Source organism: Limnohabitans sp. JirII-31 (assembly GCF_002778315.1).
Lineage (GTDB): Bacteria > Pseudomonadota > Gammaproteobacteria > Burkholderiales > Burkholderiaceae_C > Limnohabitans.
In genome coordinates this window covers 131,393-144,341 of record NZ_NESA01000009.1, presented here as the reverse complement: position 1 = coordinate 144,341, position 12,949 = coordinate 131,393, and the positions used below count along the sequence as shown (strand labels likewise).

Genomic DNA, 12,949 nt, shown 5'->3' with positions numbered 1-12,949 from the left:
CGCCAAACTTGGTCGACAAAATGGTCGTGATCGCCGCCGTCAGCGTCGTCTTGCCGTGGTCCACGTGGCCAATCGTGCCCACGTTGACGTGCGGCTTGGTACGTTCAAATTTTCCTTTTGCCATTTCTCGACTCCGAAAAAAATAACTCAATCACAAAAATTCTGGTGCCCTTGGCGGGAATCGGACCCGCGACCTCTCCCTTACCAAGGGAGTGCTCTACCACTGAGCCACAAGGGCAATTTTTGACCGCCAAATCAATCCATTGAAACAAACAGGTGGAGCGGGAGACGGGAATCGAACCCGCGTCATTAGCTTGGAAGGCTAGGGTTCTACCATTGAACTACTCCCGCATCAGAATCAGAAAATCTGACCGTCACAGTTGCAGGCCTACCTGGGCAACACTTGTTGGTTTCGCTGGTGGAGGAGACTGGATTCGAACCAGTGTAGGCGTAAGCCAACAGATTTACAGTCTGCCCCCTTTAGCCACTCGGGCACCCCTCCGGCGAACCGCAAACTATAGCAGAGTTTTGGGCATTTAACGACCCAGCCCTATCAATTTACTCACAACGACCAGTCCAGCGCCTGCCCACGCGCCGCCAACCAGGTCTGTGCCTGCGAAAAATGCCCACACCCTATGAAGGGCTGAGGCGGGCGCAAGGCAGACAGTGGCGACGGGTGGTTGGCTTTGAGCACCAAGGCCTCACGCGACGGGGCGACAGCATCGCTCAGCCCCAAAAAACTCGGAGCAACCTGACGTGTTTGCTGCACCAACATATCGGCCTTGGCCTGCGCGTGAGCGCCCCACAACAAATACACACAAGCAGGCACTGTGCGCGCCACCTCTGCCAACAAGGCATCGGTCAACGCCTCCCAGCCACGTTTGGCATGACTGGCGGGCAATCCATCTTCTACCGTCAAGCTGGTGTTGAGCAGCAACACGCCTCGCCGCGCCCACGCCTCCAACGAGCCGCTGGCAGGCATGGGTTGATTCACATCACGCTGCAACTCTTTGAAGATGTTGCGCAATGACGGCGGTGGCTTGACGCCAGACGCGACCGAAAACGACAAACCTTGCGCCTGATAAGGCCCGTGATAAGGGTCTTGCCCCAAGATGACCACCCGCACCTGCGACAAAGGGGTGAGCAACAAAGCCCACAAAGGATGCGCGGGATAGACCACAGCGCCAGACGCAAGTCGCCCACGGACAAAGTCTGCCAAGCCCAAGCCCTCAGGGCTACGCCAAAAACTCTGCAACACCGGCTGCCAATCAGGATGAACCGTCCAATCCTGCGGCGCCCATGCGGTCAAACAAGGCGCGTCAGGCGGTGATGCGTCAGAGAACAAATCAGCCACAGCGTCAACCTAGATCAGGCCGCAAACAACTCGGCCAGGGCCTTTCCGGGATCGGCCGCGCGAATGAAGGCCTCGCCAACCAAAAATGCATTCACATGCGCCGCGCGCATGGTTTGCACATCGCTACGCTGCAAGATGCCGCTCTCGGTCACCAGCAAACGGTCCGCAGGCACATCCTTCATGAGCGACAAGGTGGTGTCGAGCGTGACCTCAAAGGTACGCAAATTACGGTTGTTGATGCCAATCAACGGCGTCTTGAGCTTCAAGGCGCGTTGCAGCTCTGGGGCATCATGCACCTCGACCAACACCGCCATGTCCAGGCTGCGGGCAATGGCTTCCAACTCGGCCATTTGCCCGTCGTCCAAACACGCAGCAATCAGCAAAATGCAGTCGGCCCCCATCACCCGTGCTTCGTACACCTGGTAGGAATCGATCATGAAATCTTTGCGCAACACCGGTAAATCACACGATGCACGGGCTTGCTTCAAATAATCCACACTACCCTGAAAAAACTGCTGGTCGGTCAACACCGACAAGCAGGCAGCGCCGTGCTCGGCATAACTTTGCGCGATGTCGGCGGCAATGAAATCTTCACGCAACACGCCTTTGGAAGGGCTGGCCTTTTTGATCTCGGCAATCACCGCAGGCAAACCTGCTGTGATCTTGGCACGTAAAGCACCCACAAAATCACGGGTGAGCACACGGCTTTCGGCATCGGCACGCATGGCCTCGAACGACTTGCGCTTCAAGCCCGCCGCAACTTCTTGGCGCTTGACCTCGACGATTTTGTTCAGAATGTCAGACATCTTTTTTCTTTCTTCAGGCCGCAGCCAATTGATGCACGGCTGTCACCAGCTGGTCGAGCTTGGCCTTGGCAGCGCCAGAATTCAACGCGTCGTTGGCGCGTGCAATACCAACTTCGATGCTGTCGACCACATTGGCCGCATACAAAGCCACGGCGCTGTTGAGCACCACAATGTCACGCGCAGGCCCAGCTTGGTTGTCCAGCACCGACAACAACAACGCACGCGATTGCTCAGGCGTGTCCACACGCAAGGCCCGGGTGCTGCTCATGGCAAAACCAAAGTCTTCCGGGTGAATTTCGTATTCATGGATGTGGCCGTTCTTGAGCTCGCCCACCAAAGTGGCAGCCCCCAAAGACACCTCATCCAAACCGTCGCGGCCATACACCACCAAGGCATGCTCGGCGCCCAAACGCTCCAACGCGCGCACTTGGATACCCACCAGATCGGGATGGAACACACCCATCAAGATATTGGGGGCGCCTGCCGGATTGGTCAGCGGCCCCAAGATGTTGAAGATCGTGCGCACGCCCAACTCTTTGCGCACGGGCGCCACGTTCTTCATCGCTGGATGGTGGTTCGGTGCAAACATGAAACCGATGCCCACTTGTGCCAAGCACTGTGCAATTTGCAACGGCTTGAGGTTGATGTTCACCCCCAAGCTCTCCAGCACATCGGCACTGCCGCTCTTGCTGCTCACACTGCGTCCGCCGTGCTTGCTGACCTTGGCACCGGCTGCGGCAGCCACGAACATAGAGCACGTCGAAATATTGAAGGTGTGCGAGCCATCGCCGCCGGTGCCCACAATGTCTACCAGGTGCTGCGTATCGGCCACCTCCACTTTGGTAGAGAACTCGCGCATCACCTGCGCCGCCGCCGTGATTTCGCCAATGGTTTCCTTCTTCACGCGCAGGGCGCTCACAAACGCGGCCATCATCACGGGTGACATCTCGCCACCCATGATGAGCCGCATGATGTGCAGCATCTCGTCGTGAAAAATTTCGCGGTGCTCGATCACGCGCTGCAACGCCTCTTGCGGCGTGATGGGATGAATAACGGTGGTCATCGCGACTCCTTACAGAAAGTTTTTCAACATGGCATGACCATGTTCGGTGAGGATGGACTCGGGGTGAAACTGCACCCCTTGGATGTCCAACTCGGTGTGGCGCACGCCCATGATTTCACCATCGTCGGTCCACGCCGTGACTTTCAAGCAAGGCGGGCACGAGGCGCGCTCAATGGCCAGCGAGTGGTAACGGTTGACCGTGAATTGCGCAGGCAAACCATCAAACACACCCTCTTGTGTGGTGGTGATGACACTGGTCTTGCCGTGCATCAAGGTCTGCGCGCGCACGATCTTGCCGCCAAAGGCCGCACCAATGCTTTGATGTCCCAAGCACACGCCCAAAATGGGCAGCTTGCCGGCAAAGTGTTGAATGGCCGCTACCGAAATTCCTGCCTCAGCGGGTGAGCATGGGCCCGGTGAAATCACCAAGCGATCAGGCTGGCGTGCCGCAATGCCTTCGAGTGTGATGTCGTCGTTGCGAAACACCTCCACGTCAGCACCCAACTCACCAAAATATTGAACGATGTTGAAGGTGAAGCTGTCGTAGTTGTCCACCATGAGAAGTTTGATTTTTTTCATGGTGATCACTCCAAGCCTTCTTCCACCAACTCACTGGCGCGCAACAAGGCGCGCGCTTTGTGTTCGGTCTCTCGCCACTCCAACTCGGGCACCGAATCGGCCACCACACCCGCAGCAGCTTGCACATACAAGGTGTCGTTTTTCACAATGCCCGTGCGAATGGCAATCGCCACATCCATGTCCCCGGCAAAGCTCAAGTAACCGCAAGCACCACCGTAGAGCCCGCGTTTGACAGGCTCCAACTGGTCGATCAACTCCATCGCATGCACTTTGGGCGCACCCGTCAACGTGCCTGCTGGGAAGGTCGCGCGCAACACGTCCATGCTGGTCAAGGGTTTGCCATCCGGCCCCTCACTCAACAAGCCCTCCACATTGCTCACGATGTGCATCACGTGGCTGTAGCGCTCCACCACAAAGGCTTCGGTCACCTTCACACTGCCCACCTTGGCAATACGGCCAATGTCATTGCGTGCGAGGTCGATCAACATCACGTGCTCGGCACGCTCTTTCGGGTCGTTGATCAACTCGACCTCAGCCGCCTTGTCGGCCTCAGGCGTGGCGCCACGAGGACGGGTGCCTGCCAAGGGGCGAATGGTGATTTTTTGCCCTTCGGGGGTGGACTCTTGGCGCACCAAAATCTCAGGCGACGCGCCCACCACATAGGCATCGCCCAGGTTGTAGTAATACATGTAGGGGCTAGGGTTGAGTGAACGCAAAGCACGGTACAGCGACAGCGGGCTGGCGGTGAACTGTTTGTGAATGCGCTGCCCCACCTGCACCTGCATGAAATCGCCCGCTGCAATCAGCTCTTTGGCGCGCACCACGGCAGCCAAGTAATCGTCTTTGGCAAAACTGCGCTGCGCCGGATGGCTGTCGCACGGAGCGATCGACGGTGCAACAGCAGGCGCTTTCAAGCGTTGCTTTAACTCAGCCAAGCGCGCTTGGGCCTGGGCATAGGCACCCGGCTGCGCCGGGTCGGCATACACAATCAGCGAGAGCTTGCCCGACAAGTTGTCGATGACCGCCAGCTCTTCGGTTTGCAGCAGCAAGATGTCGGGCATGCCCAAATCATCCGGCGGGCACGATTGGGCCAGCTTCTTTTCGATGTGGCGCACCGTGTCGTAGCCAAAGTAACCTGCCAAACCGCCGCAAAAGCGCGGCAAGCCCTCAAGCAAAGCCACCTTGAAACGCTGCTGGTAGGCCGACACAAAGTCGAGCGGGTTGCCGTGGTCGGTTTCCACCACCACGCCATCGGTGACCACCTCGGTCTTGGCCTCAGCGCCAAAGCCACTGGCACGCAACAAGGTACGTGCCGGCAAGCCAATGAAGCTAAAGCGCCCAAAGCGCTCGCCCCCCACCACTGACTCCAGCAAAAAGCTGCGCTCACCCTGCTGCTGCACATGGGCCAGCTTGAGGTACAGCGACAAAGGTGTTTCAAGATCCGCAAACGCTTGCGCCATCAGCGGAATACGGTTGTAGCCCTGCTGGGCCAATTGGTTGAATTCGTTTTCAGTGATCACAGCTTGAGCCTCCACAGCTCAGCCCCGCAGAGGTGGGGCCGTTCATTCAAAAAGTGCTTGCTGGCAAAACTGCCGAGAAGCGCGACGCACGGCGCAAGGCGTGCGAATTAGATGCGCGCAGAACTCGGCGTACGCCAGGGCCAGGCTCCCCGGTCGTGACAACCTGTGACAGTGCTGCGGTGAATGAACATGCGGCTCAGTTTAACAAAGGCCAAAGACGCCCACGGTGCGTCACACCGCTTGGGTGCGCGCCAGCCAATCGCCCACCTGGGCCATCTGGTCCAGGTAGCCATCTGCGTCTACCGTCTCCACCGGCTGGCCATGGTTGTAGCCATAGCGCACCAGCACCACCGGACACCCCGCCGCACGTGCAGCCTGGGCATCGTTGCTGGAGTCCCCCACCATCAAGGTGCGCTCAGGTGCGCTGCCCAATGCCTCACAGGTTTTGAGCAGGGGTAAGGGGTCGGGCTTCTTGGCAGCAAAGCTGTCGCCACCAAACACCTGCGTGAAAAACCCGTCCAAGCCTTTGACTGCCAACAGGTTTTGGGCAAATGCCAAGGGCTTGTTGGTCAAGCAGGCCAAGGCCCACCCTGCGTCTTGCATCTTCTGCAAACCTTGCACCACGCCTGGGTACACCTCGGCGTATTGACCATTGATGCGTTGGTAATGGTGCTGGTAACGCAGCCACGCAGGTTCGTACAACACGTCCACACTGCGTCCAGCGCACACATTGGAAAGCCCCGTGACCTCGGGCAAAGCGAGTTGGTGCGCCAGTACAGAACGAATCAAATGCTCCGACCCTTTGCCCACCGTGCGCTCGACCAGCGCACGCGTGACAGGCGGCAAATCGAGATCGGCCAAACAGCGGTTGAGCGCATGCTCAAAGTCGCCCAGGGTGTCGACCATCGTGCCGTCGAGGTCGACGATGGCGGCGTGCAAGCCCGGCGCAGACACGCGCATCACCCCAACGCCACACGCATGTCGTCTATCACCTGCTTGTAGTCAGGCTTGCCAAAAATCGCACTGCCCGCCACAAAGGTGTCGGCGCCCGCATCGGCCACGCGGCGGATGTTGTCGGCCTTGATGCCACCATCGACTTCTAGACGAATGTCACGGCCACTGGCATCGATCAGCTTGCGCGCTTGTTCGACCTTGCGCAAAGCCGAGTCGATGAAGCTCTGGCCACCAAAGCCCGGGTTGACGCTCATGATCAGAATCAAATCAATCTCATCGATCGTCCACTCCAGCACGTCCAGAGGTTCGGCAGGGTTGAACACCAAACCGGCCTTCACGCCACGGCTCTTGATGGCCTGCACACTGCGGTGCACGTGCGCGCTGGCATCGGGGTGAAAACTGATCAAATCGGCCCCTGCGTCAGCAAAGGACGCGGCCAGTGCATCGACCGGTGAAATCATCAGGTGCACATCGATCGGCACCGCCACACCGGCAGCGGTTTTGGCATGCGGCTTCAAGGCTTGGCAAATCATGGGCCCAAACGTCAGGTTGGGCACGTAGTGGTTGTCCATCACATCAAAGTGAATCCAGTCGGCTCCTGCGGCGATGACGTTCTTCACTTCTTCGCCCAGCCGCGCAAAGTCGGCCGACAAGATGGAGGGGGCAATGCGAAAAGTGGGGCGTGTGCTGTTCATGGGGGGATTATTTCATCCAAAATCACCGCCATGCCCAGCTACCAATTCAAAGTGGATGTCCATCCGCAATATCTGCCCGAACAGTCCGACCCCGAAGCCGGTGTGTTTGTGTTCGCTTACACCATCACGATCACCAACACAGGCAGCATGGCTGCGCAACTGATCTCGCGCACTTGGAACATCAACGACGCCAACGGCGTGCATGAAAAAGTGCGCGGCTTGGGCGTGGTGGGTCACCAGCCCCTGCTCAAACCCGGCGAGTCGTTTGAGTACACCAGTGGCAGCCACTTGCGCACGCCCACGGGCACCATGCACGGCAGCTACTTCTGCGTGGCCGAAGATGGCGAGAAGTTTGATGTGGACATTCCCATGTTCGTGCTCGACGCATTGAGCGACGACCCCAGCCAACGCCGCATGCACTGAGCCCATGGGTGAATTCGACCTGATTGAACGCTACTTCAAACGCCCGGCACACAAAGCCGTGTTGGGTGTGGGCGACGACTGCGCACTGCTGATGCCGTCACCTGGCATGCAACTCGCCGTGTCGAGCGACATGCTGGTCGAAGGTCGCCACTTTGTGTCCACGGTCGACCCTGCGCGTCTGGGTCACAAAGCACTGGCCGTCAACCTGAGCGATCTGGCCGCCTGCGGTGCCGAGCCCATGGCCTTCACCTTGGCTTTGTCGTTGCCGCGGGTAGACGAAACCTGGCTGGCGGGTTTCTCCAGCGGCTTGTTGCGTCTGGCTGACGCACACGGCTGTGAGCTGGTGGGGGGCGACACCACCCAGGGCCCCTTGAACATCTGCATCACCGTGATGGGCGAAGTGCCCCCCGGTGACGCCCTGCTGCGTCACAACGCCCAAGTGGGTGACGACATTTACATCAGTGGCACCGTGGGCGATGCGCGCTTGGCGCTTGAGGTGTTTCGCGGCACACAGTCGCTGGATGCAGCGGGTCTGGAGCAGGCACGATTGCGCATGGAGCAACCCACCCCACGCGTGGCCTTGGGGTTGGCCTTGCGCGCCGTGGCCAACGCCGCCATCGACATCAGCGATGGACTGCTGGGCGACCTGGGCCACATCCTCAAACGCTCAGGCGTGGGCGCACAGATCGACACCCACTGGCTGCAAACCGCGTCCAGCTTTGGCAACGGCCAAGCAGCGGGCATCACGCCCTTGCTGGCGGCCTTGCCCTGGAACAAGCGCCTGGAGTTTGCCTTGGCGGGCGGCGACGACTACGAGTTGTGCTTCACCGCCCCGGTGAACCAACGCGAGATGGTGCACGCCGCCGCATGGGAGAGCGACACACCTGTCACCCGCATTGGTCGCATCACCGAAGCCCACGGCTTGGTGCTGCTCGACCCCCAAGGCCAGCCCATCACGCGCCGCTTTGCGTCGTTCGACCACTTCGCTTAAAGCCCCACAGTGGCCACTCGGCGTTGCTGCTGCGTCAAGCCGCCATAGCCCCAGTCAGTTGCGGGTAGCTCTTGCACGCTGATGTAGCTGGTCGCGTGCATTGTTTGTCCTGCTGCCAAATGCTCGGGCAATAACGCAAACGCTTGGGTGATGAACGCCGCTTTTTCTGCCTCGGTGTTGGTCCCTTGCGTGATGCGGATGTCGAGTTGCACACGTATGTGCTCGTGCGTATCCCCGCCAACCCACCAATCGTTCGCAGCGATGCGCTCAAACACCACAGAGGTCACGTCCGCGCGTTTGTGCAGCACTTGGGCACTGAGTTGTGTCAGGGCGAGGCTCAAGGCCTGTGCATCTTTGAGCTGCGCATGGGCCGAGAGTTTCAAAGTCAATATGGGCATGTCAAATTTCTTTGGTGGGGTGAAGGGCTTGATGCGCTTGGGCGCGCAACTGGCTGTGCCGCGCCAAACGATGCAAGAAACGCGTCAAAGACCGCGCAGCCTGGAGGCGCCTGGCATCCAAACCGTCCCACAAAGCGGGTACCGCTTCGCGGCGCAAGGTGCGTGCGTGTTGCTTGGCTTGCTCTATCAACACGGCATTGGGTAGGGGCTCATAGCCTGCTGGTGGGTGACGCATCAGAGATCTCCAAAAGTTGTTGGGGTGTGATGACTTTATTTTTTAGCTGCCAAGCGCGAAACACCGCCGTGTGCAAATAGGTGTTGCAGCGGCTGCAACGGCACATCACGGGAGGCGTCTATTACCATGCAGCCATGGCCAATCTCAGCTTTGATGAACTACGACTTTTTGCACGCGTGGCGGCACTGGGGACGCTCTCGGCGGTGGCACGCGAGCGCAACGTGCCGGTGAGTCAAATTTCTCGCGGTTTGCAGCGCATCGAAGCCTCGTACAACGCACAACTGATCTTGCGCACCACGCATGGTTTGTCGCTCACGCCCGAGGGTGAAGTGTTGCAAACCTATGCGCAACGCATCTTGAACGAAGTGGATGCCTTGGATGCCGAGTTCGACCACACACGGGCGCGTGTCACAGGCTTGGTGCGGGTCAGCATGAGCACGGTGATTGCACAGCACTTGATGGTCGACAGCCTGCCAACACTCCATGCCACCTACCCAGAGCTGCGTTTTGACTTTCGGGTAGACGATGCACTGGTGGACATGGCACGCGAGGGCATTGACATCGCCATACGCACGGGAGAGCCACAAACCGACACCTTGGTGATGCGCCGACTGGGCGTATTGCACCGGCGTTTGTACGCCAGCCCGGCCTATTTGAAAAAAAACGGAACACCCCGCAGCGTGGAAGCTTTGCGCCACCACGACTTGATCACGCACAGCAAACACGACTACCTGAACGTGTGGCCCACACAAAGCGGCACACCCTTTCGAGCCAATGGTCCGTTCGGTTCAGACAATGCCGCAACGATGACTTCGATGGCGATTGCGGGATTGGGCATTGCACGCATGCCATCTTTGGTGGCAGACCCTTTGGTTGCGCAAGGCAAGCTGCAAAGCGTTTTGATCGACCAAATCAACGACACGCCCAGCACGGTCAGCGCCTTCATGCTCGCAGGCCGCCACCGACTGCCTAAACTTCGTGCCTGTATTGACCACTGGGCTCAGTGGTTACAAACGACATCCCCCACATGCTGAACCGCCGCTTTTTACTTGATCATCCCGCCCACCTGATTGCACTGGGCTTTGGCGCAGGCCTGAGCCGTTTGGCACCAGGTACCGTGGGCACCTTGTGGGCCTGGGCAGCCTTTTTGATCTTGCAAATTTGGTTGACGCCACTAGAAATGGGCTTGTTGATCGCGGTTTCTTTGCTGGTCGGTTGGTGGGCTTGCACGGTGTGCGCACGTCATATGGGCGTGGCCGATCCGGGCGCGATTGTGTGGGACGAGGTGGTGGCTTTCTGGCTGATTTTGTGGCTGGTCACCCCCACCACCTTTTGGGGTCAGTTCGGTGCTTTTGTGCTGTTTCGGTATTTCGATGCGGCCAAACCCGGCCCTGTAAAGTGGGCCGACAAACTGTTCAAAGGCTTTGGTTGGCGTGGTGGATGGGGCATCCTGTTTGACGACTTGGTGGCCGCGTTTTGCACGCTGTTGGTGATCGCTTTGTGGAGGTTTTGATGGCACACGACAACACATCACACCTGGTCGAACAACTCGCCGACGTGCTGCTGCAGCACGGCTGGATGTTGGCCACGGCCGAGAGCTGCACCGGCGGCATGATCGCCGCGCGCTGCACCGACTTATCGGGGTCTAGCCAATGGCTGGAGCGCGGCTTTGTGAGTTACTCCAACGAAGCCAAGTACGAGATGCTGGGGGTGGACCCCGCCTTGATTGCACAACACGGCGCGGTCAGCGCAGAGGTGGCGCAGGCCATGGCCTTGGGTGCACTGCGCCACTCGCAAGCGCAGGTGTCCCTCGCGGTCACGGGTGTGGCCGGGCCTACTGGCGGGTCCAAAGACAAGCCCGTGGGCACCGTGTGGTTTGCTTGGGCGCTGCCCAGCGACACCGGCCCCACGCTGGGTGCCGAGACCGCCTGGGTGAAAACCGAATGTCTGCATTTCAACGGCGACCGTGCCGCTGTGCGCGAGGCCACGTTGCAACACGCCCTGTCCAACTTGCTGCATTGGCTGCGTCAACACTGACCCACGCAAGCTTTACGGCAACAGCGCCGGAAAGCTGCGCGCCACCGCCACGCCCAAGCGGGCCATGCGGTTGCGCATGGTCAGCACTGCCTTGTCTTTGCTGATGAGTTGCGCGGTGTGCGCAGCGGCCAGGTCAATGAACTTTTGGTCGTCTGGGTCTTTGCAGACAAACTGCGCCTTGGCCGCAATCGGCATCAGCAGGGCATGCGCGTCGAAGCGGTTCAAGATGTGCTCAGCGGTGATGTCATTGGCGGTCATGCGCGCCACGATGTGGGTGTAGGCCAACACGCGCTCCAACTCATCGCGCATGACCTGCGTGGCCAGCCAACGCACCGTTTTGTCGCCAAGCGCCGCCTGCAACGCAGGCGTGGCCGGGTCTTGGTAGAGCCACAAGTCCAGCACGATGTTGGTGTCGAGCACCACACACACAGGCGTCGTGACGGGAGGCATCACGTGAGACAGCTGCGTACTCATGCCTGAGGCGGCTCGCTGCCCTCAACGGGCTTGGTACGCATGGAGCCGGCGCGCAAATCGAAGCGGAACATGCGGCACTCGATGGGGCCGTTCCACATGGGCACGCGGCGCGATTCTTTGAAGCGCATGCGCCCAGGCAATTTGAGGTCGGGGGTCAACATCCAGGCGGTCCAACCGGGGTAGTTCTTTTTCCAATGGCTGGCAAGCTGGCTGAAAAAATCGCCCCCGTCTTCGGTTTGTGTGATCTCACGCGCGCCAAAGCGGGGGGTGTCTAGGCGCGCACCGTCGGGCGCTTCGTCGTCCATCACACCTTCATAGGGCGACACGTACTCGGTGGGCGGCGCATAACGGGCACGACGTGCGGCACCCGCAATACCCGCCGCCTCAATGCGTTCGCCGTACGGTGGGTTGACCAACATCACGCCGGGCAGGTCAGAGGGCGGCATGCGTTGCAGCGCATCGCCACCGCGCAACTCCACCGCATGGGCCACACCGGCACGCTCGGCATTGCGCTGTGCAAAGTCAACCATGCGAAACGCCACGTCGCTGCCAAACACGGGCGCACGCGGTGCGCACTGCTGGCCTCGCGCGTTTTCCAACAGGCCTTGCCAGACGTGTGGCTGAAACGGTACCAGCTTTTCAAAACCAAAGCGACGCATCGAGCCCGGCGCAATGTTGCACGCAATTTGCGCCGCCTCGATGGCGATGGTGCCGCTGCCGCAGCACGGGTCATACAAAGGCACGCCCTGCGCGCACCAGCCGTCGGGGTTGGCGGGTGTGCCATCGCCCTGGCTCCAGCCACTGGCCGCCAACATGGCTGCGGCCAAGGTTTCTTTCAAAGGTGCGTCGCCTTTGTCGGCGCGCCAGCCGCGTTTGAACAAGGGCTCGCCCGAGGTGTCGATGTAGAGGGTGAGCTCGTCGGTGGTCAGGTGGGCGTAGATGCGTGAATCGGGCCAACGGGTGTCCACATCGGGGCGGACACCGCTTTTGTTGCGGAAGCGGTCGGCCACCGCGTCTTTGATTTTGAGCGCGGCAAAGTTCAGGCTCTTGAGGGGGCTGTGCTGCGCGGTGATTTCGATCTTGAAGCTCTGTTTGGGCGTGAACCACAGCTCCCACGCCACGCTGGAGGCCGCGTTGTACAAGTCTTGTTCCGAGCGGTATTGGGTGTACGACAGCTCCACCAACACCCGCTGGGCCAAACGGCTGTGCAGGTTGAGCAGCATGGCGTCACGCCACGAGCCGCGCACCATCACGCCGGCGCGAAAAGCACGCAAGTCGTCTGCCCCGATGCCGGTGATGCGTTGCACCTCGGTGGCCAGGTAAGTTTCAACGCCTGCGGCGCACGGTAAAAAGAGATGGAGTTGATTCATGGTGATCCGTTCAAAGCCAATCCGCCAGCACAAGCCTGACCGGTCAGCCG

General features: G+C 59.7%; 17 protein-coding genes and 3 tRNA genes. 5 read left to right on the top strand and 15 right to left on the bottom strand.

The features are described 5' to 3' along the window. The 11 genes from B9Z41_RS12475 to rpe form a co-directional block, all read right to left on the bottom strand. Positions 1 to 124: GTP-binding protein (locus B9Z41_RS12475; protein ID WP_233202605.1), on the bottom strand; the 124-nt coding region annotated here is incomplete at its 3' end. A 39-nt stretch (positions 125 to 163) separates the two neighbouring features. Then, a tRNA-Thr gene (locus tag B9Z41_RS12470) sits at positions 164 to 238 on the bottom strand. A 39-nt stretch (positions 239 to 277) separates the two neighbouring features. Beyond that, positions 278 to 351 (bottom strand) — tRNA-Gly (locus B9Z41_RS12465). A gap of 65 nt (positions 352 to 416) precedes the next feature. Continuing rightward, positions 417 to 502 (bottom strand) — tRNA-Tyr (locus B9Z41_RS12460). A 60-nt stretch (positions 503 to 562) separates the two neighbouring features. After that, on the bottom strand, positions 563 to 1,354 hold the full coding sequence (locus B9Z41_RS12455) for a uracil-DNA glycosylase (protein WP_100147384.1): 792 nt from the start codon (positions 1,352 to 1,354) through the stop codon (positions 563 to 565). A 14-nt stretch (positions 1,355 to 1,368) separates the two neighbouring features. Then, positions 1,369 to 2,160, bottom strand: a complete 792-nt coding sequence (gene trpC / locus B9Z41_RS12450) for an indole-3-glycerol phosphate synthase TrpC (protein WP_100147383.1) — start codon at positions 2,158 to 2,160, stop codon at positions 1,369 to 1,371. 13 nt (positions 2,161 to 2,173) lie between these two features. Then, on the bottom strand, positions 2,174 to 3,223 hold the full coding sequence (trpD, locus tag B9Z41_RS12445) for an anthranilate phosphoribosyltransferase (RefSeq protein WP_100147382.1): 1,050 nt from the start codon (positions 3,221 to 3,223) through the stop codon (positions 2,174 to 2,176). Positions 3,224 to 3,232: 9 nt separating this feature from the next. Beyond that, a complete protein-coding gene (locus B9Z41_RS12440; RefSeq protein ID WP_199172988.1) occupies positions 3,233 to 3,802 on the bottom strand; it encodes an aminodeoxychorismate/anthranilate synthase component II in 570 nt (189 codons plus the stop codon). A gap of 5 nt (positions 3,803 to 3,807) precedes the next feature. Next, positions 3,808 to 5,322 carry an anthranilate synthase component I gene (gene trpE, locus B9Z41_RS12435; RefSeq protein ID WP_100147407.1) on the bottom strand — a complete coding sequence of 505 codons (1,515 nt, stop codon included), beginning with the start codon at positions 5,320 to 5,322 and terminating at the stop codon, positions 3,808 to 3,810. Positions 5,323 to 5,553: 231 nt separating this feature from the next. After that, the gene (gene gph / locus B9Z41_RS12430; RefSeq protein WP_100147380.1) at positions 5,554 to 6,282 is read right to left on the bottom strand and encodes a phosphoglycolate phosphatase; all 729 of its coding nucleotides are present in this window, start codon (positions 6,280 to 6,282) and stop codon (positions 5,554 to 5,556) included. Then, on the bottom strand, positions 6,282 to 6,971 hold the full coding sequence (gene rpe, locus B9Z41_RS12425) for a ribulose-phosphate 3-epimerase (protein WP_100147379.1): 690 nt from the start codon (positions 6,969 to 6,971) through the stop codon (positions 6,282 to 6,284). Before rpe ends, gph begins: the two co-directional genes overlap by 1 nt. A 30-nt stretch (positions 6,972 to 7,001) precedes the next feature. Here rpe and apaG point away from each other — a divergent pair, with 30 nt between their 5' ends. Both apaG and thiL read left to right on the top strand, forming a co-directional pair. Then, the gene (gene apaG, locus B9Z41_RS12420; protein WP_100147378.1) at positions 7,002 to 7,394 is read left to right on the top strand and encodes a Co2+/Mg2+ efflux protein ApaG; all 393 of its coding nucleotides are present in this window, start codon (positions 7,002 to 7,004) and stop codon (positions 7,392 to 7,394) included. Positions 7,395 to 7,398: 4 nt separating this feature from the next. Then, entirely contained in the window at positions 7,399 to 8,385 is a 987-nt protein-coding gene (thiL, locus tag B9Z41_RS12415) for a thiamine-phosphate kinase (RefSeq protein WP_100147377.1), read from the top strand. Here the strand turns inward: thiL and B9Z41_RS12410 are convergent. Continuing rightward, positions 8,382 to 8,783: a 4-oxalocrotonate tautomerase gene (locus B9Z41_RS12410; RefSeq protein WP_108301252.1), complete on the bottom strand. Its 402-nt coding sequence runs from the start codon at positions 8,781 to 8,783 to the stop codon at positions 8,382 to 8,384. The genes thiL and B9Z41_RS12410 overlap by 4 nt on opposite strands. Before the next feature lies 1 nt (position 8,784). Continuing rightward, positions 8,785 to 9,018, bottom strand: a complete 234-nt coding sequence (locus tag B9Z41_RS16990) for a hypothetical protein (RefSeq protein WP_143474202.1) — start codon at positions 9,016 to 9,018, stop codon at positions 8,785 to 8,787. Positions 9,019 to 9,152: 134 nt separating this feature from the next. Here B9Z41_RS16990 and B9Z41_RS12400 point away from each other — a divergent pair, with 134 nt between their 5' ends. From B9Z41_RS12400 to B9Z41_RS12390, 3 genes are read left to right on the top strand one after another with little or no spacing between them, the layout of a single operon-like run. After that, positions 9,153 to 10,052 (top strand): LysR family transcriptional regulator, encoded by a 900-nt coding sequence (locus tag B9Z41_RS12400; protein ID WP_100147406.1) that lies wholly within the window; start codon positions 9,153 to 9,155, stop codon positions 10,050 to 10,052. After that, positions 10,046 to 10,531 (top strand): phosphatidylglycerophosphatase A, encoded by a 486-nt coding sequence (locus B9Z41_RS12395; protein ID WP_100147374.1) that lies wholly within the window; start codon positions 10,046 to 10,048, stop codon positions 10,529 to 10,531. Before B9Z41_RS12400 ends, B9Z41_RS12395 begins: the two co-directional genes overlap by 7 nt. Beyond that, on the top strand, positions 10,531 to 11,055 hold the full coding sequence (locus B9Z41_RS12390; RefSeq protein ID WP_100147373.1) for a CinA family protein: 525 nt from the start codon (positions 10,531 to 10,533) through the stop codon (positions 11,053 to 11,055). The genes B9Z41_RS12395 and B9Z41_RS12390 overlap by 1 nt, the downstream gene beginning before the upstream one ends. A gap of 12 nt (positions 11,056 to 11,067) precedes the next feature. Here the strand turns inward: B9Z41_RS12390 and B9Z41_RS12385 are convergent, their stop codons facing one another. Both B9Z41_RS12385 and B9Z41_RS12380 read right to left on the bottom strand, forming a co-directional pair. After that, the gene (locus B9Z41_RS12385; RefSeq protein ID WP_100147372.1) at positions 11,068 to 11,529 is read right to left on the bottom strand and encodes a putative toxin-antitoxin system toxin component, PIN family; all 462 of its coding nucleotides are present in this window, start codon (positions 11,527 to 11,529) and stop codon (positions 11,068 to 11,070) included. Continuing rightward, positions 11,526 to 12,899 (bottom strand): class I SAM-dependent RNA methyltransferase, encoded by a 1,374-nt coding sequence (locus B9Z41_RS12380; RefSeq protein ID WP_100147371.1) that lies wholly within the window; start codon positions 12,897 to 12,899, stop codon positions 11,526 to 11,528. The genes B9Z41_RS12385 and B9Z41_RS12380 overlap by 4 nt, the downstream gene beginning before the upstream one ends. Positions 12,900 to 12,949 lie beyond the last annotated feature (50 nt).

What these genes read in the sequence shown, in the direction of transcription:
- trpC (WP_100147383.1), bottom strand. Translation starts at nt 2,160, where the DNA reads ATGTCTGACATTCTGAACAAAATCGTCGAGGTCAAGCGCCAAGAAGTT.
- trpD (WP_100147382.1), bottom strand. Translation starts at nt 3,223, where the DNA reads ATGACCACCGTTATTCATCCCATCACGCCGCAAGAGGCGTTGCAGCGC.
- B9Z41_RS12440 (WP_199172988.1), bottom strand. Translation starts at nt 3,802, where the DNA reads ATGAAAAAAATCAAACTTCTCATGGTGGACAACTACGACAGCTTCACC.
- gph (WP_100147380.1), bottom strand. Translation starts at nt 6,282, where the DNA reads ATGCGCGTGTCTGCGCCGGGCTTGCACGCCGCCATCGTCGACCTCGAC.
- rpe (WP_100147379.1), bottom strand. Translation starts at nt 6,971, where the DNA reads ATGAACAGCACACGCCCCACTTTTCGCATTGCCCCCTCCATCTTGTCG.
- apaG (WP_100147378.1), top strand. Translation starts at nt 7,002, where the DNA reads ATGCCCAGCTACCAATTCAAAGTGGATGTCCATCCGCAATATCTGCCC.
- thiL (WP_100147377.1), top strand. Translation starts at nt 7,399, where the DNA reads ATGGGTGAATTCGACCTGATTGAACGCTACTTCAAACGCCCGGCACAC.
- B9Z41_RS12410 (WP_108301252.1), bottom strand. Translation starts at nt 8,783, where the DNA reads ATGCCCATATTGACTTTGAAACTCTCGGCCCATGCGCAGCTCAAAGAT.
- B9Z41_RS16990 (WP_143474202.1), bottom strand. Translation starts at nt 9,018, where the DNA reads ATGCGTCACCCACCAGCAGGCTATGAGCCCCTACCCAATGCCGTGTTG.
- B9Z41_RS12400 (WP_100147406.1), top strand. Translation starts at nt 9,153, where the DNA reads ATGGCCAATCTCAGCTTTGATGAACTACGACTTTTTGCACGCGTGGCG.
- B9Z41_RS12395 (WP_100147374.1), top strand. Translation starts at nt 10,046, where the DNA reads ATGCTGAACCGCCGCTTTTTACTTGATCATCCCGCCCACCTGATTGCA.
- B9Z41_RS12390 (WP_100147373.1), top strand. Translation starts at nt 10,531, where the DNA reads ATGGCACACGACAACACATCACACCTGGTCGAACAACTCGCCGACGTG.
- B9Z41_RS12385 (WP_100147372.1), bottom strand. Translation starts at nt 11,529, where the DNA reads ATGAGTACGCAGCTGTCTCACGTGATGCCTCCCGTCACGACGCCTGTG.
- B9Z41_RS12380 (WP_100147371.1), bottom strand. Translation starts at nt 12,899, where the DNA reads ATGAATCAACTCCATCTCTTTTTACCGTGCGCCGCAGGCGTTGAAACT.